19 protein-coding genes and 1 tRNA gene are annotated in these 22888 nt (G+C 58.8%); 8 read left to right on the top strand and 12 right to left on the bottom strand.

The annotated features are described in order from the left end of the window. Positions 1 to 307 precede the first annotated feature (307 nt). Positions 308 to 1573: a tyrosine-type recombinase/integrase gene (locus ACYVOC_RS11340; protein ID WP_461161869.1), complete on the top strand. Its 1266-nt coding sequence runs from the start codon at positions 308 to 310 to the stop codon at positions 1571 to 1573. 439 nt (positions 1574 to 2012) lie between these two features. Then, positions 2013 to 2627, top strand: a complete 615-nt coding sequence (locus ACYVOC_RS11345; protein ID WP_461161870.1) for a YagK/YfjJ domain-containing protein — start codon at positions 2013 to 2015, stop codon at positions 2625 to 2627. A gap of 502 nt (positions 2628 to 3129) precedes the next feature. Here ACYVOC_RS11345 and ACYVOC_RS11350 read toward each other — a convergent pair. Together ACYVOC_RS11350 and ACYVOC_RS11355 are read right to left on the bottom strand one after the other, a co-directional pair. Beyond that, positions 3130 to 4524, bottom strand: a complete 1395-nt coding sequence (locus ACYVOC_RS11350) for a YfjI family protein (RefSeq protein WP_461161871.1) — start codon at positions 4522 to 4524, stop codon at positions 3130 to 3132. Continuing rightward, on the bottom strand, positions 4521 to 4745 hold the full coding sequence (locus ACYVOC_RS11355) for a helix-turn-helix transcriptional regulator (protein WP_461161872.1): 225 nt from the start codon (positions 4743 to 4745) through the stop codon (positions 4521 to 4523). The genes ACYVOC_RS11350 and ACYVOC_RS11355 overlap by 4 nt, the downstream gene beginning before the upstream one ends. 839 nt (positions 4746 to 5584) lie before the next feature. Between ACYVOC_RS11355 and ACYVOC_RS11360 the strand changes: the two genes are divergently transcribed. The 4 genes from ACYVOC_RS11360 (at position 5585) to ACYVOC_RS11375 (ending at position 9177) form a co-directional block, all read left to right on the top strand. Further along, complete coding sequence (locus tag ACYVOC_RS11360; protein WP_461161873.1) at positions 5585 to 5917, top strand: hypothetical protein; 333 nt, start codon at positions 5585 to 5587, stop codon at positions 5915 to 5917. Between the two features lie 85 nt (positions 5918 to 6002). Beyond that, entirely contained in the window at positions 6003 to 6977 is a 975-nt protein-coding gene (locus tag ACYVOC_RS11365; RefSeq protein WP_461161874.1) for a DUF932 domain-containing protein, read from the top strand. Positions 6978 to 7105: 128 nt separating this feature from the next. Further along, a complete protein-coding gene (locus ACYVOC_RS11370; protein ID WP_461161875.1) occupies positions 7106 to 8233 on the top strand; it encodes a YqaJ viral recombinase family nuclease in 1128 nt (375 codons plus the stop codon). A gap of 11 nt (positions 8234 to 8244) precedes the next feature. Next, positions 8245 to 9177, top strand: coding sequence for a recombination directionality factor (locus ACYVOC_RS11375; protein WP_461161876.1), 933 nt, complete (start codon positions 8245 to 8247; stop codon positions 9175 to 9177). A gap of 21 nt (positions 9178 to 9198) precedes the next feature. Here ACYVOC_RS11375 and ACYVOC_RS11380 read toward each other — a convergent pair whose 3' ends face one another. Both ACYVOC_RS11380 and ACYVOC_RS11385 read right to left on the bottom strand, forming a co-directional pair. Then, positions 9199 to 10557, bottom strand: a complete 1359-nt coding sequence (locus ACYVOC_RS11380; RefSeq protein WP_461161877.1) for a Y-family DNA polymerase — start codon at positions 10555 to 10557, stop codon at positions 9199 to 9201. Positions 10558 to 10612: 55 nt separating this feature from the next. Continuing rightward, entirely contained in the window at positions 10613 to 11056 is a 444-nt protein-coding gene (locus tag ACYVOC_RS11385; RefSeq protein WP_461161878.1) for a LexA family protein, read from the bottom strand. A gap of 240 nt (positions 11057 to 11296) precedes the next feature. Between ACYVOC_RS11385 and ACYVOC_RS11390 the strand changes: the two genes are divergently transcribed. Next, entirely contained in the window at positions 11297 to 11938 is a 642-nt protein-coding gene (locus ACYVOC_RS11390; RefSeq protein ID WP_461161879.1) for an SOS response-associated peptidase, read from the top strand. A 72-nt stretch (positions 11939 to 12010) separates the two neighbouring features. Further along, positions 12011 to 12793: a DNA/RNA non-specific endonuclease gene (locus tag ACYVOC_RS11395; protein ID WP_461161880.1), complete on the top strand. Its 783-nt coding sequence runs from the start codon at positions 12011 to 12013 to the stop codon at positions 12791 to 12793. Positions 12794 to 13069: 276 nt separating this feature from the next. Here ACYVOC_RS11395 and ACYVOC_RS11400 read toward each other — a convergent pair whose 3' ends face one another. The 8 genes from ACYVOC_RS11400 to ACYVOC_RS11435 form a co-directional block, all read right to left on the bottom strand. After that, positions 13070 to 14206: a DNA adenine methylase gene (locus ACYVOC_RS11400; RefSeq protein WP_461161881.1), complete on the bottom strand. Its 1137-nt coding sequence runs from the start codon at positions 14204 to 14206 to the stop codon at positions 13070 to 13072. Then, positions 14188 to 15243 carry a hypothetical protein gene (locus tag ACYVOC_RS11405; RefSeq protein WP_461161882.1) on the bottom strand — a complete coding sequence of 352 codons (1056 nt, stop codon included), beginning with the start codon at positions 15241 to 15243 and terminating at the stop codon, positions 14188 to 14190. The genes ACYVOC_RS11400 and ACYVOC_RS11405 overlap by 19 nt, the downstream gene beginning before the upstream one ends. 235 nt (positions 15244 to 15478) lie before the next feature. Continuing rightward, positions 15479 to 17026 carry a DGQHR domain-containing protein gene (locus ACYVOC_RS11410; protein WP_461161883.1) on the bottom strand — a complete coding sequence of 516 codons (1548 nt, stop codon included), beginning with the start codon at positions 17024 to 17026 and terminating at the stop codon, positions 15479 to 15481. 379 nt (positions 17027 to 17405) lie between these two features. Beyond that, positions 17406 to 17498, bottom strand: a tRNA-Ser gene (locus ACYVOC_RS11415). A gap of 34 nt (positions 17499 to 17532) precedes the next feature. Further along, positions 17533 to 18801, bottom strand: coding sequence for an aspartate kinase (locus ACYVOC_RS11420; RefSeq protein WP_116004507.1), 1269 nt, complete (start codon positions 18799 to 18801; stop codon positions 17533 to 17535). A 91-nt stretch (positions 18802 to 18892) separates the two neighbouring features. After that, entirely contained in the window at positions 18893 to 19819 is a 927-nt protein-coding gene (tilS, locus tag ACYVOC_RS11425; RefSeq protein ID WP_461161962.1) for a tRNA lysidine(34) synthetase TilS, read from the bottom strand. A 104-nt stretch (positions 19820 to 19923) separates the two neighbouring features. Further along, positions 19924 to 21732, bottom strand: coding sequence for a methyl-accepting chemotaxis protein (locus tag ACYVOC_RS11430; RefSeq protein ID WP_461161884.1), 1809 nt, complete (start codon positions 21730 to 21732; stop codon positions 19924 to 19926). A 113-nt stretch (positions 21733 to 21845) separates the two neighbouring features. Further along, positions 21846 to 22823 (bottom strand): acetyl-CoA carboxylase carboxyltransferase subunit alpha, encoded by a 978-nt coding sequence (locus ACYVOC_RS11435; protein ID WP_116004510.1) that lies wholly within the window; start codon positions 22821 to 22823, stop codon positions 21846 to 21848. Positions 22824 to 22888: the final 65 nt, after the last annotated feature.

Genomic DNA, 22888 nt, shown 5'->3' on the forward strand with positions numbered 1-22888 from the left:
CCCGGTCGCATGCTCCAAGCGTCCCCACATCCTGCAATCAAGGCAGTCCCACCGGGTTGACTTGAGGCGGGTGTTTGAACGAAAAGACAAGCGCAAAAGAAAAAAGCCCAAGTGAATCAATCACTTGGGCTTTATCTTGGCGGAAACGGAGGCATCCAAAATAGCATCCAGTATCGCCCAATGCCATCCAAAGAAAGCTCTCAAGTCATTGATAAATAAGCACTCTTAGTCCAAGCTGATCCAAAGAGTTCCGACGTCATCCATTTCAAATGGCATACTGGATGGCATACCGTACGTGGAACTCCCAATGGCAACGATTACCGACACAAGAGCCAAAAACATCAAACCAACGGAGTCGGCGATCCCGCATGGCGGCATCACCGGTTTGGCTTTGCACCCTTCCAGCACAAAGGGGCGAGGCAAATGGGTTCTGCGATACGTCAGCCCAGTCACCGGTAAGCGCAGGAATGCAGGCCTGGGTACCTATCCTGAAGTGGGCATTGCAGAAGTCGGCAAGCAAGCAGCCTCAATGCGCACTGCACTCGCCGAGGGCAAAGATCCCCTAGAAGAGAAAGCCAAGGTCGAAGAAGCCCCCAAGGTTCCAACATTCAAGGATGCTGCTGAAACACTTCACAAGGATCTGCTGCCGGGGTGGAAGAACCCCAAACATGGTCAACAGTGGCTCAACACGCTGGAGCAGTACGTCTTCCCCAAGATGGGTCACAAGCTGTTGCCGGATATCCAGCCAGGGGATGTCGCAGAAGTGCTTAAACCGATATGGCTCACCAAGGCAGAGACCGCCAGCCGCGTAAAACAGCGCATCCACGCAGTCATGGCATGGGGATGGGCACATAGGCACTGCCAATCCAACCCCGTGGATGTCGTCACTCACCTGCTGGCCCACCAACCCGGCAAAGCCCTGCGCACCCAGCACCACCCCGCCATGCCCTGGCGAGACATTACGACATTCGTGCAGCAGCACCTCAGGACGGGCAACCGTCCTGAGGTGTCACGCACACTGCTTGAGTTTGTGATCCTGACGGCATGCCGATCCGGCGAGGCAAGAGGTATGACCTGGGACGAAGTGGACTTCACGACTGCCATATGGACGATCCCCGCCGAGCGCATGAAGGCCAAGATGCCCCACCGCGTTCCGCTGTCGCCCCGGGCACTGGCCATTTTGGAGGAGCAAAAGGATCAACACGACACTCTCGTGTTTCCATCGGTGCGAGACCAGGTGGAACTCTCGGATATGGCCCTCACCTCTTTGCTGCGCAGACTCAAGGCGCGCAGTGATACTCCGGGACGCATCGCCACCGCCCATGGATTCCGATCCAGTTTTCGGGATTGGTGCAGCGAGAAGGGCTACTCGCGTGACTTGGCTGAGCGATCGCTGGCACACACCATCAAGGACAAGGTCGAGGCGGCATATCACCGCACCGATCTGCTAGAGCAGCGACGGGATCTCATGAATTCCTGGGCTACCTTCGTATCAGGCCATGACAGGTACGCAGGCATCAGTGACTTGATTAAAAAACCAGCTGATAAGAGGCGCACTCCAGATGCAGGCTGAGTCAACCAAAGGTTGTCATCACGACTGACCTGCGGGCTATGAAAACCGTCCCTACGGGCAGTTACCTTGAAAGACAGAATGCAAGCGGTTGATGAAGCCAACAAGACATAGCCAGGTTGCTGCTCAACATTCGGCTTGTGCATGCGATCGTCTGGGCTATATCCAGATTCCTCACCATTCTTTATTAATCAGCTTCTTTTCAATTGCAATAACACTAATAACCTATATTCGTGCTATTTCCGCATTACGAATGCTTCCCATCATGGCGGCCACTAATTTAATTGAATCCTTGATACTGACTTGGTATGCAAAGTAAATGCTGATATACGAAGTTATGCCATCAATAGATGATGTGTCAATTCCGGCATGTGGGGTGCTATCTTTGTATATATTATGAGAAAAGATAAAGTTTTCTCATGAAACTATCAAGGAGGTAATTATGGAAAAAGGCAGTCGCACAGTCACCAAAACTGAAAAAAGTGTTCGACAGTATATAAATCAATTACACGATCAGAACTCCAAACTTTTGGCGCTCAGATTAGATTTTGGGTACCCCAAAGAGCACTGCGAGAACAAGCAACTGTCCGACATAAAGCGTGACATAAAGCATATGCTCGACAATCGAAGAGGCAATCCTAATTTATTTAAGCACCTAGAGGGTTATGTCACGAAATTCGAATATACACCCCGGAAAGGTCCGCATGCGCATATGCTGCTCCTCTATGACGGTCAAAAAGTTAAAAAAGACGAACATCTGGCAGAGGAAGTTGGACTATATTGGAAGGAAAAAATAACAGAAGGGAAAGGCTTATATCACAACTGCAATTTTAATAAATCCGACTACGAACAGTGTGGGATTGGTATGATAGATCACACCGATGCAGATAGGCGGGCGGTATTACTCGATAAAGTCGTTCCCTACATGCTCAAGAAAGAACAGAGCATCGACAGCATCAAGGATTCTGTCAATGAACGCTCAGTCACGAAGGGAATTATTACTTCGGCCAAGAGTAACGCTGGGCGTCCAAGAATTCAGAATTCGCAGCACAGATGAAGATGCCACTCCCGTAGCATCAGAAGCGCGATGCGAGTGATCAGGTAAGAACCATCATATTTTTCACAACGGGAGAAATTCTATCGCTAATTTCGGCTAATTTAGCAAAATTAGCAGCCTTAGGGATGTCCTGCATAACTCTACGCGAGCGGGTGTAGTGCGGATCGGGATGGGATGCTAGGCGCGTTTCACAGGCAATAGCCATAGCTATTGCCTGTGAAACGCAACGACGCAGACCGCCCGAGTCCACGCTATCACACGCCGTGAGGAGTTATGCAGGACGTCGAGTGCCTGGGGGATGGGTTTGATCGCGTGGATTGAGCGTTCCCTGGGTTGTATGTATGATGGTGAAAGACGGTTTTGCGTTCGCAATATAAGTGATGATCTATTTGTTGATTTTTCTTTCATGGATGTTAATGGCGGGACAGTCGTCATTGGTTAACTTGAGCATCGCACCAGCTAGCTGGTGCGATGCTGTTACTCTTCAAATGTTTATCAAAATTTACCAGCATTGAAATGTTGGCCGTGGCAATTGGATAAATTTTCTTTTTCCATCATAAAAAATGAGGATACGCCCAGATTGCGCTAGTGAGTCGAGGAGCTCATGCATGACCGCCTTTTTGCGCGCGAAGTTAGGGCCATATTGCATCAAATAGCTACACAAAAGGTGGTTCCAATTCCTGCTCATCATGGTTGATGCGATCCAGTTGTAGAGCTCGTCGATTCTTCGCTGTTTCTCCTCTAAGAGGTTTGTGCTAGTTAAAACGGATCGATACTGCTCTCCATGCCAAGCGACCAAGTTATTGGCGGCGATCAGGACCTCGTCTGAGATTTCATCGCTGTCATCGGTCTCAAAAGCATGCAGCACAGCCGCCACACGGGCGATGTTTTCAGCTGCCTTGGATGCGAAATCCTTCATGTCATTGAAGATTCCATTGGGTTGCATCTGCAGTTCATAGGAGGCAGAAATGTCATGCCATCGGACTTGGGCAACCGGGGAGAACCTCAGCACTCTCTGCTCGGTCCTGCTGAGCAATGCCTTGCAGCGCTCATAGAACCATTCCAGCTTTGGGCAAGCCACTTCAGCGGTTTCAGCCCGCCATCCCTGGGTCGATAGAGGGAAACCTAGGAGCGTCCTGGACAAGAAACCATTGCCACGAGCCTGCTGTCCTTGTTTGAGCATAAAGCGCTTAAAGACTTCGGGTTGCGCTTGGAACAGACAGGTGAGTCGAGCGTTCGTCAGCACGAAACTGTCGCTGGTCTTGCGATCCACTGTGGCATTCATGCCGCTCCACAGTGAGTTCAACAGCGGCAATTTGCTTGCCATGGGACCATCGATGAACTGCCCAAACTCATCATGCACCAGGCCAGCGGAATTGCCGCATTCGTGCAGGCCCAAGAGCAGCGCTTCCGGGGTGGAATCAACATAGATGATTCGCCTTGCCTTCGTGGGTTTTGGCTCAGCGATGAGGATGTCGCGTAATCGGTTTTCCGCCTCATCCAGTGCGCCGTGCTTTCGAGCTGTACGTTTTAGAGCGGCACGCGCAAGTTTTACTTTCTCAGTCCATATGGTGTGCTCAACCTTGATGCGCTCGGCCTCTTCAGACGCATCATGCTGCCAAACGCTCTGCAGGTCATTGATTTCCTTAAATATCAGGCTTTGCACTGCACTCTTGCGCTCGCCTGAATCGCAAATGACTAGGATAAAGAGAGAAGTCGGCCCGTCTAAACCGGGCTTTCTTTGCACTGTACAGTTATGCCCAACAGCGACGGCAGCTGCGGCCAATGCGACTGAGGTCACCAATTCAATGGGGGCCTGCAGTGCCATGGCGACTTCGCTCACAGTCGTATCAAATTTTCTTGGAAGCAGTTCGTTGGGTAACGGATAGATTATCATTTTCTATCTCCAGGTTGCGCTACTTCCTTTCGGCTAGATAACCAAGCAAGGACGTCCTCGCGAAAATGGCCGACTGCTCTCGGACCCAATGAAACCTTAATCGGAAACGTGGGATCGAAACGTGGTGATTTTCGATTCTGTTTATCTGCCAGCGTTGATTTTGACAGCCCTGTCATGTGCGTTAGCTCTGACAGTCTGATGATTACTTTGTCTAACATCATCTACTCCAAAAACAAATCCTCTGTGTGCCACCTCGCGATCTCTTTGCGAGATGGCGGCTGGTGTCGCGTTGGCCTATAACGACAAGCAAGGCGCGACCCTTGTCGTGGCGATCGATCAATTCGTAGTAGTCGCGCTAGGCGCGTTTGGACGCTGAGCATCGCGAAATGAATCGCGTACGTCAGTATTGATGCGCTGCACAGGGCAGGCTTTTAGATGGCTTGCTCAGCAGTCTTAACGACTGCTGAGCTGCCAATTGGAGAGGGCCTTACATCACACCGGGATGTGACTGGACCAATTTACGCGCAGAAGCAGATGCTTCTAGTTTTGAGTATTTAGTGCTACGTACCATCTGAACACGCAAAGGCGTAACCAAAGCGCTACAGAAAGAATAGTAGTAGTAGAGGTGAACTGCAGGTACAGCTGGGATGCTGTAGCACAACAGTTGTTAGTCAGGCACACGCTGACCCTTTGGCGTTATGGGCGCATTGCACGCATGTAAACATACTCGGCGGCTTATGCAGCACCAACCACCGAATCCACAGGCGCAATATTATAGCACTATAAGTTTTTTTGCAAGCGCCGGGTGGCCATTTTTTTGACAGCGATGAGTACAGGCACGCCGACACAGTTCAAGCGAGCAGGAGCCACGTGGGTTCTTACCGAAGAAGTGCCGACCCAGGCCCCTCATCTGAACTCCCCTCAGTTACACATATACCCATTGCCATCCAGGTAACCCCACCCTGACCAGCCCTCCGTTGGTCTGATTTCACCCCACCCACAAGCCCGGTGCACCTTCGCGTGCCCCGGGCTTTTTTGCGTCCATCGCAAGGAGCTCTCCATGACTGTTTGTCCCATCTGCAAATCCACCCACGTGACCACCCGCCAAGTCGGTCGCGATACCGGAAGAACCCTCGGCGGTGTCGCCGGAGCAGCCAGCGGCGCTGCCAGCACCTGGTCCGGTGCCCAGGCCGGCGCTTCTTTCGGGGCTGTTGGTGGCCCCGTTGGTATCGCCCTCGGAGGCATCGCTGGTGCCCTGCTGGGTGGCCTGCTCGGCGCCACTGCGGGCTCAGTTGCTGGTAGCCGCTTGGGCGATGTCGTTGACGCGCACTACCTCGGCAACTGCGAGTGCCAGGACTGCGGCGCTGTGTTCACCAGCCCTTCCCGTTCTTGACCTTGCGCCCAGATCCGCAACCTCCTCTGGACACCGTTGCTCTCTCCTCCCTTTCCCGTTCTATCTTCATTTCGAAAGACCCCCCATGTCACACCTCGTTGAAACCATGGCCCATGTCGGCCAGACACCCTGGCACCAACTGGGCAATGCCCTGCCCAAGAAACAACCTATCGACGTCTGGGCACAGGCCGCTGGCATGCAATGGCATATCCGGGAGACGCCAGTGCGCTACCTGGCCACCGATGACAGCTCCAACCTCTACGGCGAAGCCATGGAGTTTCCCGACCAGAAGGTGCTGTACCGCAGCGATACCAAGGCCCCCTTGTCCGTGGTGTCAGGCCGCTACCAGGTAGTCCAGCCCAAGGAAGTGCTGGAGTTCTACCGGGATCTTACGGAGGTCTCCGGCTATGAATTGGAAACAGCCGGTGTCCTTAAGGCCGGACGCAAGTTCTGGGCACTGGCTCGCACCGGCAAGACCTCAGCCCTCAAGGGCAACGATGTGGTCAACGGCTATCTGCTGCTGGCTACCTCCTGCGACGGCAGTCTCGCCACCACAGCCACGCCCACCACGATCCGGGTGGTCTGCAACAACACCTTGTCCATCGCCCTCAGTGGTGCCACCAGCGCCATCAAGGTGCCCCACAGCACAACCTTTGATGCCCAGGCGGTCAAGAAGCAATTGGGCATTGCGGTCTCCCAGTGGGACAGCTTCATGTACCGCATGAAGACACTCTCGGAACGCAAGGTCAAGAGCCATGAGTCCATGAACTACTTCCTCAAGGTGCTGTGCCAGACGGATGCCCATGCCGACCAGGCCATGGGTCTCACGAACGAGCGTGCCCTCAAGAAGGTGCAGGCGATGTATGAGGGCCAGGGCCGTGGTGCAGAACTGCAGGCCGCCAAGGGCACGGCCTGGGGTCTGCTGTGCGCCGTCACCGAGTTCGTGGACCACGAGCGGCGCGCTCGCAGCCAGGAATACCGGCTCGACAGTGCCTGGTTCGGGCAAGGCGCAGCCCTCAAGCAACGCGCGTTGGAGCAGGCACTGCAGTTGGCGTCGTGAGTGCCAGATCGATCGGACGCGGCACAAGAGTCTTCGCTTCTTTCCACTTTTCCCGCAACAAAGCCCCGGCCCTTGAATGGGACCGGGGCTTTTTGTTGTGTGGGAGTCTCTACACCCAAGGAGTCACCATGTCTCTACCCTCTGTTGATGCGGTTTCCGTTCCTGTTCCGTCTTCGTCAGCAACACTCCAGGCTCGGCCCGCTTTGAAGCTGGTCAAGACCACCCACCTGAAGCGAGAGGATTGGCTGGCAGTCCGCAAGGGCGGTATTGGCAGTTCCGATGCTGCCGCTGCGGTGGGCCTGCATCCCTACAAGTCCCAGCTGCAGCTGTGGATGGAAAAGACCGGGCGCGATGCCGGTCTGCCTGTCGTCGATCCCAATGACGACCAAAGCCCGCTGTACTGGGGCACGCTGCTCGAACCCATCGTGGCAGCGCACTACACCCGGCGCACGGGCAACCGCGTACGGCGCGTCAACGCGGTACTGCAGCACCCTGAACATTCCTGGATGCTGGCGAACCTTGACCGGGAGGTCATGGGTACTCCGGAGGTCCAGATCCTGGAGTGCAAGACGGCGGGCATCCACGGCTCTCGGCTGTGGCGCGATGGCGTGCCTGAGTACGTGCAACTGCAGGTGATGCACCAGCTGGCTGTGACCGGCAAACAGGCGGCGGATGTGGCGGTGCTCATGGGCGGGCAGGAACTGCAGGTGTTCCGCATCGAACGGGACGCCGAGATGATGACCCAGCTGATCCAGCTGGAGCAGCAGTTCTGGGGCTACGTGGAGCGGGACCAGGAGCCGCCAGCCGACGGTTCGGACTCTGCGGATTTGGCATTGCGTTGTCTCTATCCGCGCGACAGCGGCACCACGCTAGATTTCTCGACCGACCTGGAGATGTCCGGTGTGTTTTCCGACCTGCTGGCGGTGCGGGAGGTCATCACCACCCAGACCGCACTGGAGGCCCAACTCAAGCAACGCATTCAGCAGCACATGGGCGAGGCGACACGGGCTCTGTTCGAGACCGGGGAAGTGTCCTGGAAGCGCAGCAAGGATGGAACAACCTTGGACACCGTGCAATTGCTCAAGGACCGGCCCGACCTGGCGCAGGCCTATTCACTCACCAAGCCAGGCAGTCGGCGGTTTTTGGTGCAGCAGAAGCCGGGCGAGGCAAGCGCCAGAGCCCCACACCCCGTACCCATCAACCATTCAACAGCGGACCTCCACCACATCGGTGCAGGTCCGTTCTCTTTGTCTTGAAAGGAATCATCATGCTCAAAGGTTTGGCATTGACACCCCCGGTCATTGGCCGGATATCGATTGGCAAAGTCGTGGAGAAGAACGGCAAGCGCTTGCCGGAGAAAGATGACGAATTCACCATCACCAGCCAGGTGCAGAACCGCGATGGCTGGGTAAACCACCCGCTCGATGAACAGTTGCGCAAGGACAAGGGAGCCAAGCTGCGCAGCATTCCGGTGCGCCTGCTGTTTGACGATCCGGACCTGATCTTGCGGGCGAACTACACGATGTTTGACCGCGCCACAGGACGGCCCCTGTGTGTGGGCAACGGGGAGACCTGCAAGCGGGCCACCCTGTCCGGGATGCAGAGCTTTGCATGCCCGTCACCTCAGGCATGCCCCTTGGCCGAAGGCGGCAACTGCAAGCCCTACGGGCGCCTGAATGTGCGTATCGACGTGGAGGGAACCGGGTGTGATGAACTGGGCAGCTTTGTGCTGCGCACCACCGGGTTCAACAGCATCAGGACTCTCTCGGCCCGGCTGCGCTACTTCCATGCGCTGTCGGGGGGCTTGCTGTCCACCTTGCCACTGGAGCTGCGCTTGCGCGGGAAGTCCACCATGCTGTCGCACCGCACGCCGATCTACTACGTGGACCTCACGCTCCGGTCGGACAGCACGATGGAGCAGGCCATTGCTGCTGCACGCAAGGAGTGGGAAGCGCGCAAGGCTGTGGGCATCGATCAGGGGGCACTGGATGAAGCGGCCAGGGCTGGTTTTGCACTCGGGGATTTTGAGGAGTCCGAGGAAGAAGGGGCTGCTGTGGTGGAGGAGTTCTACCCGGTCGATGGTGATGCTCAGGATGTCAGCAGTGAACTGCATATTTCCGGGGGAAAGCCGTTACTCGCGGACAAGCTCAGACAGAAGGCTGGTAGACATTCGTCACCCGTCGGGGAGAGCATTGCTTGATGCTGTGCACCACACCGACCCTCACATGGGCGGTGTGGTGGACAGTATTTTTTTTGGATTCGCAATAGACACATCCCCCACCTCCAGCATGTCTTCCCAACGTGTCGTATAGGCCGGTGACCTGCGTTCCTGCCGCATCGCCCAACTAGCACGCTCTCCCTGCGTCTGCACTCCGGCGCTGGCTAGCTTCAGAGTCCCGCGTCCATAGCGCTGGTTGAGTTCATCGAGCACCCCCATAAGCCGCTCCCGAGAGCCTTCGTGGCTCTCCAGGGGCTCCAGCTCAAGCTCTCCTTGTTTGAGGCGTGCGCTGTGCAAGTCCAGCAGCATGACGCCCGCCTTGATGAAGGCATAACCCGGCCGGTAGATTCGGCGCAGGCCGATCAGCGCTGCCTTGGCAATCGGCACGGTGTCACTGGTGGCGCTTTGCAGCGGTACGGTGATCGAGCGTGCGTACTGCGGCCCCTTGCGGTAGGGGCTCGTGTGGATGAACACCAGCACATGGGCGGTGTGGCTGCCCTGCCTGCGCAGCTTCTGCGCAGCCATGCTGGCAAACGTGCTCACAGCCTGTTCCAGCGCAGGGAGATCACTGATGGGCTGCCCGAAGGAACGCGTACAGGCAATTTCCCTCTTGGGTGGCGGTTGATCATCCAGTCCAATGCAGGGCATGCCTTGCAGTTCTCGCACCGTGCGCTCCAGCACGACGGACCATCGCCTGCGCACGGTGGCCGGGTCCAGGCGTGCCAGGTCCAGCACGGTCTCGATCCCTGCGCCCTTGAGCTGTGCGGCGATCTTGCGCCCCACGCCCCAGACTTCGGCCACATCGGTGGCGTGCAGTACCGCATCGCGCTCTGTGGGGGGCAACTGGGCCAGGTTGCAGACCTGGGCCAGTTCTGCAGGGTAGGAACCTGGTTTGCGTTCGGCCGTCTTGGCCACATGGTTGGCCAGCTTGGCCAGGGTCTTGGTCGGTGCAATGCCGATCCCGCAAGGTATGCCCGCCCACTGCAGCACCCGGGCACGGATGGAATGGGCTCGCTCTGTCAGGTCGCCCCGGATGCCACTGAGGTCCACAAAGCTCTCATCGATGGAGTACACCTCCTGCCGGTGGCCCAGCCCTGCCACCAGGCTGGCCATACGGTCGCTCATGTCCCCGTACAACGCAAAGTTGGCCGATAGGGCCACCAGGCCCGCCTCGTGTTCCAGGTGCCGAATCTCGTGCCAGGGGTGTCCCATGCGCACCCCCAGGGCCTTGGCTTCGTTGGAGCGTGCGATGGCGCAGCCATCGTTGTTGCTCAGAACGATGACCGGTCGGAGCTCCAGGTCTGGCCGGAACACCCGCTCGCAGCTGACGTAGAAGTTGTTGCCATCGACTAGCGCAAACATGGCCTTGTTCTGCCGGGGTCACAGCACTCAACGGTACGCATGGCAGTGCTCCGCTTCAAGTCTTGAACTGCTTGACGCTGGCAAGTACGACACCCCACACCTCAATGGTCTGCCCGTCCTGGGGGACGATGTCTTCGTAGGCGGGGTTCGCGGCCTGGAGCTTGAGCTTGCCAGCGCGCAGCCACAGCTTCTTGCAGGTGAAGGCCCCATCGACCACGGCCACGACGATGAGGCCATGGCGTGGCTTGATGGCCCGGTCCACCAGGATCACATCCCCGTCGAAGACGCCTTCATCGCGCATGGAGTCACCTCGCACTCGCAGGGTGTAGGTGGCCTGGGGATGCCGGACGATATGCTTAAGCACATCAATCCGTTCCGCCTGGAAATCCTCGGCCGGTGACGGAAAACCCGCATGCACACAGGCATCGATCTCCTGTGCGATGAGGCTGGGGCGATAGGGCTCAGGGGACGAGCAAAGAGGGTCGAGAACCGAGAGCATGGGGCGGGGAGCCGAATAGAGGTGGCGAGCACAAACACTGTTATTAAGTACAGTATATTCCTGCCTGCCGATCCGGGGCAATTCCCGGGCATGGCGCTCTGGCTATGCTCTGCCTAATGCTTGAGCGCAGTGCTGCAAGCCAGGATTGATGCGGCCAGCAGGGCTTATCCAGAGAACTATCCACAGCGTTGACCCCAGCGATTGGGGACAAGAACACACCACACAAGGACAGAACAGGCCATGTGCAGCCACTACCAGGGCCTCCAGCGACCTGAAGCCTACCGAGAGGTCTTCCAGGCCGAGCCTCCGGCCATGGAAGGCAAGGAGGACATGTGGCCCTGCTACCAGGGCAGCTTCATCCGCAGGCACCCGCATGCCGATGTGGGCGACGAGGCCGTGTCTCCCCATGAAGCCTTGATCGGGCAGTACGGTCTGGTGCCGCACTGGGCCAGCGACCTCAAGCTGGGGCGCCACACCTACAACGCCCGTTCCGAGACGGTGGCCATCAAGCCGAGCTTCCGGGACGCCTGGCGCCATACACGCCACTGCATCATCCCGGCCATGGCCATCTACGAACCGGACTGGCGCACAGGCAAGGCCGTCCCCACCCGAATCAACCGGGCTGACGGCCAGCCCATGGGGATCGCGGGGCTCTGGGATCAGTGGAAGTCTCCCCGGGGTGAGGTCGTGCATAGCTTCACCATGCTGACCATCAATGCCGACCAGCATCCGCTGATGAACCTGTTCCACAAGCCAGCCGACGAGAAACGCATGGTCGTGATCCTGGAGCCGGAGCAGTTCGACGACTGGCTGCAGGCCCCCGTGAGCCGCAGCATGGAGTTCCTGCGGCCGTTCCCGGCCGAGGGCTTGCGCGTGGGGTAGAAACCCAGCCGACGAATCCATGTGCTGCAATCCCGCCGCACATTCTCATCAGCAGTGAACCAAGCGTTTGAAGTGAAACTGTCCTCCCCCTGGTCGCACCTGCTGCGCGTGACCGCGATCCTTGCCCTGGCCACTGCCAATGAGTCCCAAGCCCGTGTGTCTGCGCTGGAAGCCATCGACAGCGCTGCAGGACACCCGACGAGCTTTGCGCAGTGCCCGCAGTTTTTTGCCAACGGCAAACCACCCGCCATAACACCCCGACCCAAGCAACGGGAGCTTTGCTACGAAGCCTTTGCCCTCCTGCACAGCGGCCAGACCAAGACCCCGGTCTATGTGGCGCAGCGCCTGAACCGGCGCAGCATCGAGGATGCCGATGAGAGGCGCGCGACCAAGTTCTTCGCCGATGCCAGGTTGCCCAGGGGCGAGCGAGCGGAACTGGAAGACTACAAACGCTCGGGTTTCTCTAGAGGGCACATGGCACCTGCGGGGGACATGCCCACGCCGACAGCCATGGCCCAGAGCTTCAGCCTGGCCAATATGGTGCCGCAGGACATCCAGCACAACGGGGGTGCCTGGGCCAAGATTGAGCAGGACACGCGCCACTATGTGCGAAGAGCCAAGGGGGATGTGTTCGTGATCACCGGGCCGGTGTTCACGCCGGAGAGTCCACGAATCGGAGACAACGGGGTCAGGGTGCCGACCTATCTGTTCAAGCTGGTGTACGACCAGCATGACAAGCGGGCCTGGGCGCACTGGCAGGAGAACCGGGAGGGGGAGCGTGTCGGGCGACCGATCAGCTACCAGGAGCTGGTGAAGCGGACAGGGGTGGAGTTCTTGCCGAGCTTGGGGTTTTGAAGTACCAGTACGTGGTGCGTCAACCATTGCCTCATCTGTGGAAAGTTGGGCTACCAGCTGGTAACCCGCTCCTACCGCTGCAGGCTGAAAAGAGTCTTTCGCGGTGGGTGGTCCGAACAACAGCGAGCACCATCACCAGACATTCGACAGGCAGCAGCTTGTATGACCGATGTACAACCGAGACCGGTCACTTGATGTGCAGCGCCGACGATCCGGTGATTAATTGGATGCTAGCAAGTCAGCGCGCTATCCCCAACGCTTTGATCAGGTGGCAGGTCATTTTGGTTCCATGCACAGGATCATCTCATCAGCACTCAGCCGCGCGAGCCGTGGTCCATGCGTTTTAGACGCCGGGCCGCCTAACGTGCTGAACACGCTGGACACACGGTGAGTCTCGACCTTGAAGATTTTGGACGCGGCGCTCTTGATCATGCTGGCATCAATGCCATTTGAGCATTCGTGATCTGGAAAAGTGACTATTGCGGAAACGTCACGTTCCGCCAGCGTTGTCAGTAGCTCTTGGATCGCCGCTAGAGATGTCGTCTTTTGACTGTACTGCGAACTAGGCCTCTCGCTGAGCGGTGGATAGCGGCCAACGCCGAAGACGGGACTCGTGACGCCTACAGCAATGGCTTCAAGCACGTGATAGAAGCGGCTGTATTGAACGGCAGAGTATGGTGGGTCGATGAAAACGAGATCGCCGTGCCTCAGTTGCGATGCAACTTTGTTGGCATCCCCGACGTGGGCTTCCCCGACTACCTGGGCGTGAAGTGGGGCAACCTGAGCGAGCGCTGCCTGTATGTCAGCACACAAATTGCGTTGCCAGCTTATCTGCAGGTACTTAAGCGCCGTGTCAGTTGGCTGGAATGGCTGTGCTGTATGGCCAGGGGCCGCGGCGCATTTGCTGGCGGCCGTCACAAGCGCGGCAAGGCAGATTTCCCTATTTGGAGACTTGGTGGGAACGGTGTCTCTCAGCGCCTGAATCCAAGCCGCTTGAACCGGGCTGTAGTAGTGTCCTGCGTAGGCGTTGACAAGGCTGGTCTTGTCAAACTGGTTCGACCAGCTCCGAGCCTTCATGACGAAAGCTTCGCTGATGTCCCTGGACGTCGGGGCATCAAATGCACTGAATCGCGGGGCAGCCCGGCGCGACCAGTCGTTCCAGAGTTTGACGGGATCGGCCGGACTGTTTCGCTGAACTACGGCCGCAGCAAGCACCGCGCTGTAACGTTGGAGATCAAACGCCCAAGTTTCTATCGGATAGCGTCCCGCTACATGCCAGGCGACTGAAGCAGAACCGGCGAAGAGATCAACAAATCGCTTGTGCCTGCCTACCATCCCTCCTAACACTTCGCCCAGACCATTGCCAAGCATCGCTCGCTTGGAGCCCATGTATTTCAAAGACTGGTGCTCCATGCAAGTAGCGCGTCAGCTCTCGATAGCAGGTGGGTATCCATGCTGCGCGAGGACGTCGAATGCAGCTGAGCAGGCAATGGCATTGGTGGAACAGCGAGCTGACTCAGGTGCTCGAAGTCCAACCATTTTTCTTCCGGCTGCGTCCCGGCTGAGGGGTCAAAAAGTCCTGCATGCTCCAGCCAGTCCTTGAGCCACTCCTTAGCTGGTGTTGCTGGGTGGCTAGCCAGTGCGCTGTTTGGCATCAGGGTTGCCAAACGGAGCAAAAAAAATGCGCGAGCAATCATGTTCGCCGGTTTCACATCAGTATCGAACGCAAGCTGGAAAACTGGTGATGGAGATGCGCCGCCGTGGAAGAAGGCTTCAAGTGTTGCGCGGGGCGTGCCGGTGGTTCGCTCCAGGTCGGCGACGAGGCGTTGTCGCCAAGCAACTCGTGCAGCCTCGTCGATCGCAACGGCATCATCATTTAGCTCGGCGTTGACAAGATATCTGACCAGCTCCTGTTCGAACCTCAGGCCAAAGCCGGTGGGCTCGGCCAGCGCCCATAGATCGCGCACAAACTCGAAGTCCGAGACCTGCATCGTCTGAAGCGGGGCTCTAGCCGCCGACGTTTCGTAGCTTGCTTGGTTTCTCGCTGTGTGTTCGTTCCCCATGGCGAGATCAAGCGCCCAGCGGGTCAATGTGGGGTTAACCGCGACTCGACCGACTGAAGCCTTGAGATCTCCAATCGTGACAGATGGGAGAATTTTCAGTTGGTCGAGCAAAAGCGCTTCGGCTGCCGGGGTCGTGGCCCAGGCTTCCCAAAGCTTCCAGACAACCGTGTGCGTTCCCATCGTTCGCCAGGAAGGCACTTTCGATGTTCCGCCACGCTCCAAATAGCTGTTGTCTCGGTTGCTGACTCGCATCCCGTGGGATGACAGTAGCGATATGACTGCCCTCAGCTCGGCGTAGTAGGCGAAGTGAACTGCTTGTGCTGGAGCATTGCCGAGCATTGATGACAGCGCGGCCGACAGAAATCGCCAGCCCTCGGTCAAGTGCAAGAGAGCATCAACGGCAAGAGCTGCTGGAGTTGTCTTCGGCTCTGTTGCTGGTAGCAGAGGAGCGCCGAAGGGCTGCGCTGCTCTGATAAGGCTGGCATAGCTGTTTTGTATCAAGCTCGGGGCGCACAGATCGATAGGTATCAGGCTTGCTGGCGCGGCTTGCGCAGGCGGGGGCGCGTTACGGTGCTGGCGATTCTGAGGCTGACTCCGTTGTGCTTGGCTGCGGCGATGGCGACTATTCATTGCCCCAGCCCAGAATAGCCAGGGCGCGCGTAGCGGCGTCGCTGACGTTGTCGTTCTTAGACTTTGAGGCTGCCGTCAAAGCTGCTTTATTTAGCGCTTTGTAGCCGCTGCTGCCGCGATACTGGCCTTGCACGACCTTGTCTTTCTCGGCAATGCCAGGGGCGGCGCTTGTTCGCCAATCGACCTCGTCGACAAGCGCTGTTGCCACCGCCTGTACAAAAGTTGTCAGGTTTCGGTTTGATTCCAACTGCTTTAGAGCTTTGGCAACGAGTTCATCGTTGGGCTCGGACTGGTCCTCAGACCCTTCAATCTCAAGTAACCCGATCTTGTCGTAGACCAGTTGCGCTAGGGTGTTGTACGCGAAGCTGATTGCGCGGAAGCCCTGGTCAGTGGCCAGGAGGGTGTAGGGACCAGCAAACGCGTAAGCTGCAGCAGCGTCTTCGGACTTCCCGGCGTTCTCGGCCAACGCAAGCTTCCACGATGCCCTTGAGGCAGCAGTGGCTGACTGAATTGCGTTCCAGCAAAGTATCAGGAATGCAGCTTGTTCGGGTCTCCGCCAGCGGATGATGTAGCGTGTGCCGTTCCTGTCGATCGAACCGAACAGGCCACCCAATTTTGTGATGTCTTCCAGGTCGGCCCCGGCGTCATTACCCTTCGCCCAGGTCCGCACGAATGTGGCCATCAGCGATCGAATCGCCGCAGCGTTCGAAACGTGCCCATCAACGCGCTTGCCAAACAGCTCGATGCGATCTTTCCACGGGCTGGACGGGTTGCGCCAAAGGACTTCGGCCAGTTCTTGAGATCGATGCTCTTGGTAGATCTTGATGGACTCGCCTCGCTTGAGCCATTCTTGATCGCGCAGCTCTGGATACAAATCGAACGCTAGGCTGGTGTTGATGCGTTTCGGCTCAACGTTGATGACCCAGAACAGATACGCCTGCCAGGTAAGGGGCAAGTTGTCGAACATGACGACCGGTACCTCGTAGTCGTCTGGCAAATCAATCAGATCCGTGGCTAGCAATCGATGTTGCCCGTCGACAATTTCTAACGGCGGCAGCGCTTGCGCGGGATCAACATCGGTGACCGGGAAGTTCAGCTGATAAAACTGGCCGTTGGCGGCGATGTTGACCAGATCGGCCGGTACAACGGTTCGCTCCTTGCCTTTTCGAGTGCGTGTTTCATTAGGGCCAAGCACATTAACCAAGATGCTGGTCGGTAGCCATCCGGGATTGACCAGCTCTGTGTGGGCCTGCGGGTCCAGGCCTCCTTCAGTAGACAAGGGAAAACCGTACTCCAGGTAGCGGCCAATCTTTGAGAGCCTGTCCTCGTCATGCGTGCGCTGATATCCCGCGGTCTTGCTGGCTCGACGATCTTCAATGGTTCTGGGCTGGACACCGCTCAGGGCTCGTAGTGTTTTGAGCGAGAGCGAGCCAACGTAAAAATGCGTCGGCGGCTTTGGGCGATTGCCGCCCCAGCTCGCTATGTCCCACGTCCCCAGCCATTGGTTCACCCGAAGCAATGGCTTACTGTCTCTAGTCATCGGCACTCCCCCCACTTATTTTCTTGCACCAGCTTCACTTCCGAAGGTCTCCCGGAATAGCGTCGCTAGTGTAGCTGGCGCATTCCGAGGCGCGCGCTCCCACTTAATAAGGTGGCTACTTCCGCAATACCTTCGAGACCGGCCTTTCGAGCCGAAGTAGCTCGGTTCACTCGATGGCTGGTGTTGTGCACAGTCCGTGAGCCGGGCCGATCCCGACGAGTGACCGGGAGCGCTGCGAAGCGGACAGGTGTGAGCTGGATATCCAAAGTCAACCGATGTCATCCAGTAACAGCCAGCCAGTTATGGCATACCAGATGGCATACCTGCCAAAGCACAAAATAAAAAAGCCCAAGTGAATCAATCACTTAGGCTTTTTATCTGGCGGAAACGGAGGGATTCGAACCCTCGATGAGGCTCTACACCCCATACTCCCTTAGCAGGGGAGCACCTTCGGCCACTCGGTCACGTTTCCAATCCCACTATTATGCCTCAGTTTAGAGGCGCTTTTACTCTGCGGGCTTGTCCAGATCGAAGGCGGTGTGCAGTGCACGCACTGCCAATTCAAGGTATTTTTCGTCGATGACCACCGAGGTCTTGATCTCGGATGTGGAGATCATCTGGATGTTGATGCCCTCTTCACTCAACACGCGGAACATCTTGCTGGCCACGCCGACGTGGCTGCGCATGCCGATGCCGACGATGCTGACCTTGCAGATATTGGGGTCACCTACAACCTCTTGTGCGCCCATTGCGGGGGCTACGGATTCGCGCAGCAAGTCCATCGTGCGGGCGTAGTCCGCCTGGCTGATGGTGAAGCTGAAGTCCGCCTTGCCGTCTTTGCTGATGTTCTGGATGATCACATCAACCTCGATGTTGGCATCAGCGACGGGGCCCAGGATGCGGTGGGCGATACCGGGGGTGTCGGGCACGCCGAGCACCGAGACTTTGGCTTCACCGCGGTTGAATGCGATGCCGGATACGACGGCTTGTTCCATTTTTTCGTCTTCCTCAAAAGTGATCAGCGTGCCGGATTTGGCTTCTTCGTTGATGTCAATGTCCCAGGGCGTAAAGCTCGACAGCACGCGCATGGGCACCTTGTACTTGCCTGCGAATTCGACCGAGCGGATCTGCAGCACCTTGCTGCCCAGGCTGGCCATTTCGAGCATTTCCTCGAAACTCACGGTGTGCAGGCGGCGCGCTGCCGGAACCACGCGCGGGTCGGTCGTGTACACACCATCAACATCCGTGAAGATCAGGCACTCGGCCGCCTTCATGGCCGCTGCCACGGCAACGGCCGACGTGTCTGAGCCGCCGCGGCCCAGGGTGGTGATGTTGCCCAGGTCGTCGATACCCTGAAAGCCTGTGACGATAACCACTCGGCCAGCGTCCAGGTCGGCACGCACGCGCTTGTCGTCAATGGATTCAATGCGGGCTTTGGTATGGCTGCTGTCGGTGCGAATAGGCACTTGCCAGCCGGCGTAGCTGACGGCCTCCATGCCCTCTGCCTGCAAGGCAATGGCCAGCAGGGCCGACGAGGCCTGCTCACCCGTGGCGGCCAGCATGTCGAGTTCGCGGTGGTAGGCCTGCATGGCACGCTCGGGCGCAAGTTCTTTGGCCAGGGCCAGCAGGCGATTGGTTTCGCCGCTCATGGCGCTGGGCACCACAACGACCTGGTGGCCAGCACGTGCCCACTTGGCCACACGCTTGGCAACATTGCGGATACGCTCGGGCGAGCCCATCGAGGTGCCGCCGTATTTCTGAACGATCAATGGCATGGAATAGCTTGGTGACGAAACCGGATCTCGCGGCGCGGGGTGGACAGTGTTTTGGGGCGCCGCCGGTTATCGTGCTGATGTGGGCCAAAACCTAGGGATTGTACCAACGGAGCAACACTCCTTCACGCACCACCAATCCCCGGCCCACCTTGATGTGGATACGGTGCCCGCGTGTGGTGCAGGCAGCAATCTGTGACAGCAACTCGCCGAGTTGCGCCGCAGTCGGAGTGGTCTGGTGTGCCTGGCGCAACCAGTGGCGCAACACGTTGGCTTGGCGCACGCGGCTCAATGCCTGCAATGCGGAAAGGCGCGGCGGCAGGCCCACCGTTTCCAGGTCTTGCTGCGCGACTTCCAGCAACAGTTCGCTCGCCTGCGCGGCATGCCCTGCACTGCGGGGAAAAGTGTCGCGGAACGCCGGAAAAGCAGCTTCCAGCACCGGCAGCAGGCGCGCACGGATGCGGTTGCGGGTGTAGCGCTCGTCCTGGTTGCTGGGGTCTTCCACCCAACGCTCGCCGCGTGCCTGCAGCCAGGCCCGCAGTTCGGCCCCGGCCACGCGCAGCAGGGGGCGGTGCCAATCCAGGCCATGGCGCTGCCAGTGGTCGGGCATGGCGGCCAACCCGGCCACCCCTGCGCCACGGGAGAGCGCCAGTAGCAGCGTTTCCACCTGGTCGTCTGCATGCTGCGCTAGCGCTATTGATTGAATAGCTGGTTGCGCTTGACTGACGTGCGTTGCAGCCCAAAAAGCCTTGTAACGTGCCGCACGTGCTGCGTCTTCAGGACTTTGGCCTGGCACGGGACGAGCGTCCACACGCTGCACCACCAGCGGCACCTGCAGGCGCGCGCACAGGGCTTCGCAATGGCGTTCAAAATCATCGGCGGCGCTTTGTAGCCCATGGTGCACATGGATGGCGCGCACCTGCCCCGGCCAGCGCTCGGCGCAGGCCCACAGCAAGGCAGTCGAGTCGGCACCCCCGCTCAACCCCACGGCCAATGGCAGCGCCGGGGTAAAGCGGGCCATGGCCTCGGTGAACCGCAGGGTCACGGGGCCACTCCCGGGGTGGGCAAAATCTCGTGCAGTACAGACATGGGGGCGCATTGTGCGCCAGACCCATCCCAGTTGCGCTAGGAGGCGAGGCGAAAGCTCCCCACCACCTCGGTCAGTCGCACGGACTGGTCCTTGAGGCTTTGGGCCGCAGCGGCGCTTTCTTCGACCAGGGCCGCGTTCTGCTGGGTCATCTGGTCGAGCTGGTTCACGGCCTGGCCCACCTCGGCAATGCTGGTGCTTTGCTCGCTGGTGGATGCGCTGATCTCGGCCATGATGTCGGTCACCCGCTGCACCGAGGTGACGATATCGGTCATGGTGGTGCCGGCGTCGTTCACGAGCCGCGAGCCGTTGGCCACCTCTTGCACCGAAGCGCTGATCAAGCCCTTGATCTCTTTGGCGGCTTCTGCACTGCGGCTGGCCAGGCTGCGCACCTCGCTGGCCACCACGGCAAAACCCCGGCCCTGCTCACCCGCCCGCGCCGCCTCGACGGCGGCATTGAGCGCCAGGATGTTGGTCTGGAACGCAATGCCGTCAATGACACCAATGATGTCGGAGATTTTGCGCGAGGCGGAATTGATCTGCTCCATGGTGCTCACCACATCGCCCACCACCTTGCCACCATGCTGCGCCACGCTGGACGCCTGGGCCACGAGTTGATTGGCCTGGCGCGCGGCATCGGCGTTCTGGCGCACGGTTTCGGTCAACTGCTCCATGGAGGCGGTGGTCTCCTGCAGGTTGGACGCAGTCAGTTCGGTGCGGCTGCTCAGGTCCTGGTTGCCCGAGGCGATTTCCTCGGCGGCGACGCGCACCGATCCGCTGGCATCGCGGATTTGCAGCAGCACGCCCGAGAGCTTGGAGGCAAAGCTGTTGAAGTCGGTGGCAATTTGCGCCAGTTCGTCCTCGCCTTGCGCATCAATCCGGCGCGCGAGGTCACCCTCACCCGAGCCAATGTCGTGCATGGCATCGCGCACCTGCGTCAGGCGGCGCAGGCGGCGCGCCAAAATGGCCGCCAGCGCCAATCCCGCCGCCAACACCACCACCATGCCCGTGGCGATGGACACCTGCAGCATGGTGGTGATGGCCGCCAACGCCTCGGCTTTGTCGAGCGCGATCGCCAGCATCCAAGGGGTACCCTCCACCGGGGCCACGGCCAGCAGCATGGCACGGCCCTGCAGATCCATGGCGCTCAACCCGGTGTTGCGCGCCATTTGCGTCAGCGCCGACGCCGACAGCTGCGCAGACAGCTCGGTCGCTGGTTTGAGGGCGAATTTGACATCCGGGTGGGCGATGATGTTGCCATCACTCCCCACCAAAAACGCATAGCTGGACGGCGTGGGTTTGATCGAAGCCACATTGGCCACCACGGCCGACAGCGACACATCGCCCGCCAGCACCGCCTTGACATCACTGCCTTGGCGGGCCGCCGCAGCAAACGTGACCACCAGCCCGGCACCACCGGCATCCGGGTAGGGCGCCGTCAGGATGGGTGCCTGCGCACTGGTCGCCTGCTTGTACCAGGGGCGGGATGTGGGGTCGTAATCGGGCGGCAGGTTCTGCGGCTCGGAGAACACGGTGCGCTTGTCGGCATAGCCAAAGTACGTGGTGAGAAAGCTGCCAGCCTTTTGCAGCATGTTCAAGGCGCGCGCAGCCTCCGGGTCATCCAGCGCCGCGGCCGACGCCTGGACGATCAGGGCCTTGCTGCGGGCCCAGTCACGCAAGGCTTCGGTATGGCTCAGGGCCAATGCGCGGGACTGCGCTTCCAGCGAGGCATAGGCTTGGCTGCGTACCGCCAGGTAGTTGGCCGCAGCCAGGGCGGCAAGCCCGGCGACCAGAAAGGCCACACAAATCAGAAGAATTTGGCCCCGCAGGGTTTTCATCCATGCCATCGCGTCCTCCCGTACCGCCATACTGCGGCAGCCTGCTGACGATGGTACATCTTGATGCACTTTCGTGCGCCAAGGGTTTTACCGCCTCAGGATTGCCGCGAGATTGCCGGGGGTTAGCGGCTGTCGGCCTTGGTGTCGGTAAAGCGGCCGTAACTTTGCAGGCGTGCGTAACGGCGCTCAAGCAGGTCTTTCACCTTGAGGTCCGACACCTGGCGGAAAGCATCGCCCAGGGCGCGCTTGAGCAGCGAGGACATGTGCTTGGGGTCACGGTGCGCGCCACCCACGGGCTCGCTGACGATTTTGTCGACCAGACCGAGGGCCTTGAGCCGGTGCGCGGTAATGCCCAGGGCCTCGGCGGCCTCCTGCGCCTTGTCGCTCGTTTTCCAGAGAATGGACGCACAGCCCTCGGGGCTGATGACCGAGTAAATGGAGTACTGCAGCATCAGCAACTGGTCGCCCACGCTGAGCGCCAGCGCGCCGCCCGAGCCGCCTTCGCCGATGATGGTGGTGATGATGGGCACTTCGAGCTGCGCCATCTCGTAAATATTGCGGCCGATGGCTTCGGACTGGCCGCGCTCCTCGGCGTCAATACCGGGGAACGCGCCCGGCGTATCAACAAAAGTGAACACGGGCAGACCGAATTTTTCGGCGGTTTTCATCAGGCGCAGCGCCTTGCGGTAGCCCTCGGGGCGCGTCATGCCAAAGTTGCGCAGCGCACGCTCCTTGGTGTCGCGCCCTTTTTGGTGGCCGAGCACCATGCAGGCGTGGCCGTTGAAACGGGCCAGACCGCCGACGATGGATTTGTCGTCCGAAAAATGCCGATCGCCGTGCATCTCGACAAAATCGGTGAACAGGTCACGCACGTAGTCGAGTGTGTAGGGGCGCTCAGGATGGCGCGCAATTTTCGTGATCTGCCAGGGCGTCAGGTCGGAATAGATGTCCTTGGTGAGCTGCTGGCTTTTCTTGCTGAGCTGGTCGATCTCATCAGAGATATCCACCGCGCTTTCGGTCTGCACATAGCGCAGTTCCTCGATTTTGCCTTCGAGTTCGGCAATCGGGTTTTCGAAATCCAGGAATGTTTTTTTCGCCAAGATGGTTCTCCTCTTGTCTTTCAGATATCCATTGCGCTAGGCACTCGCAGCCCATGAAGCTGGCG

This window comes from Simplicispira piscis, assembly GCF_054783455.1.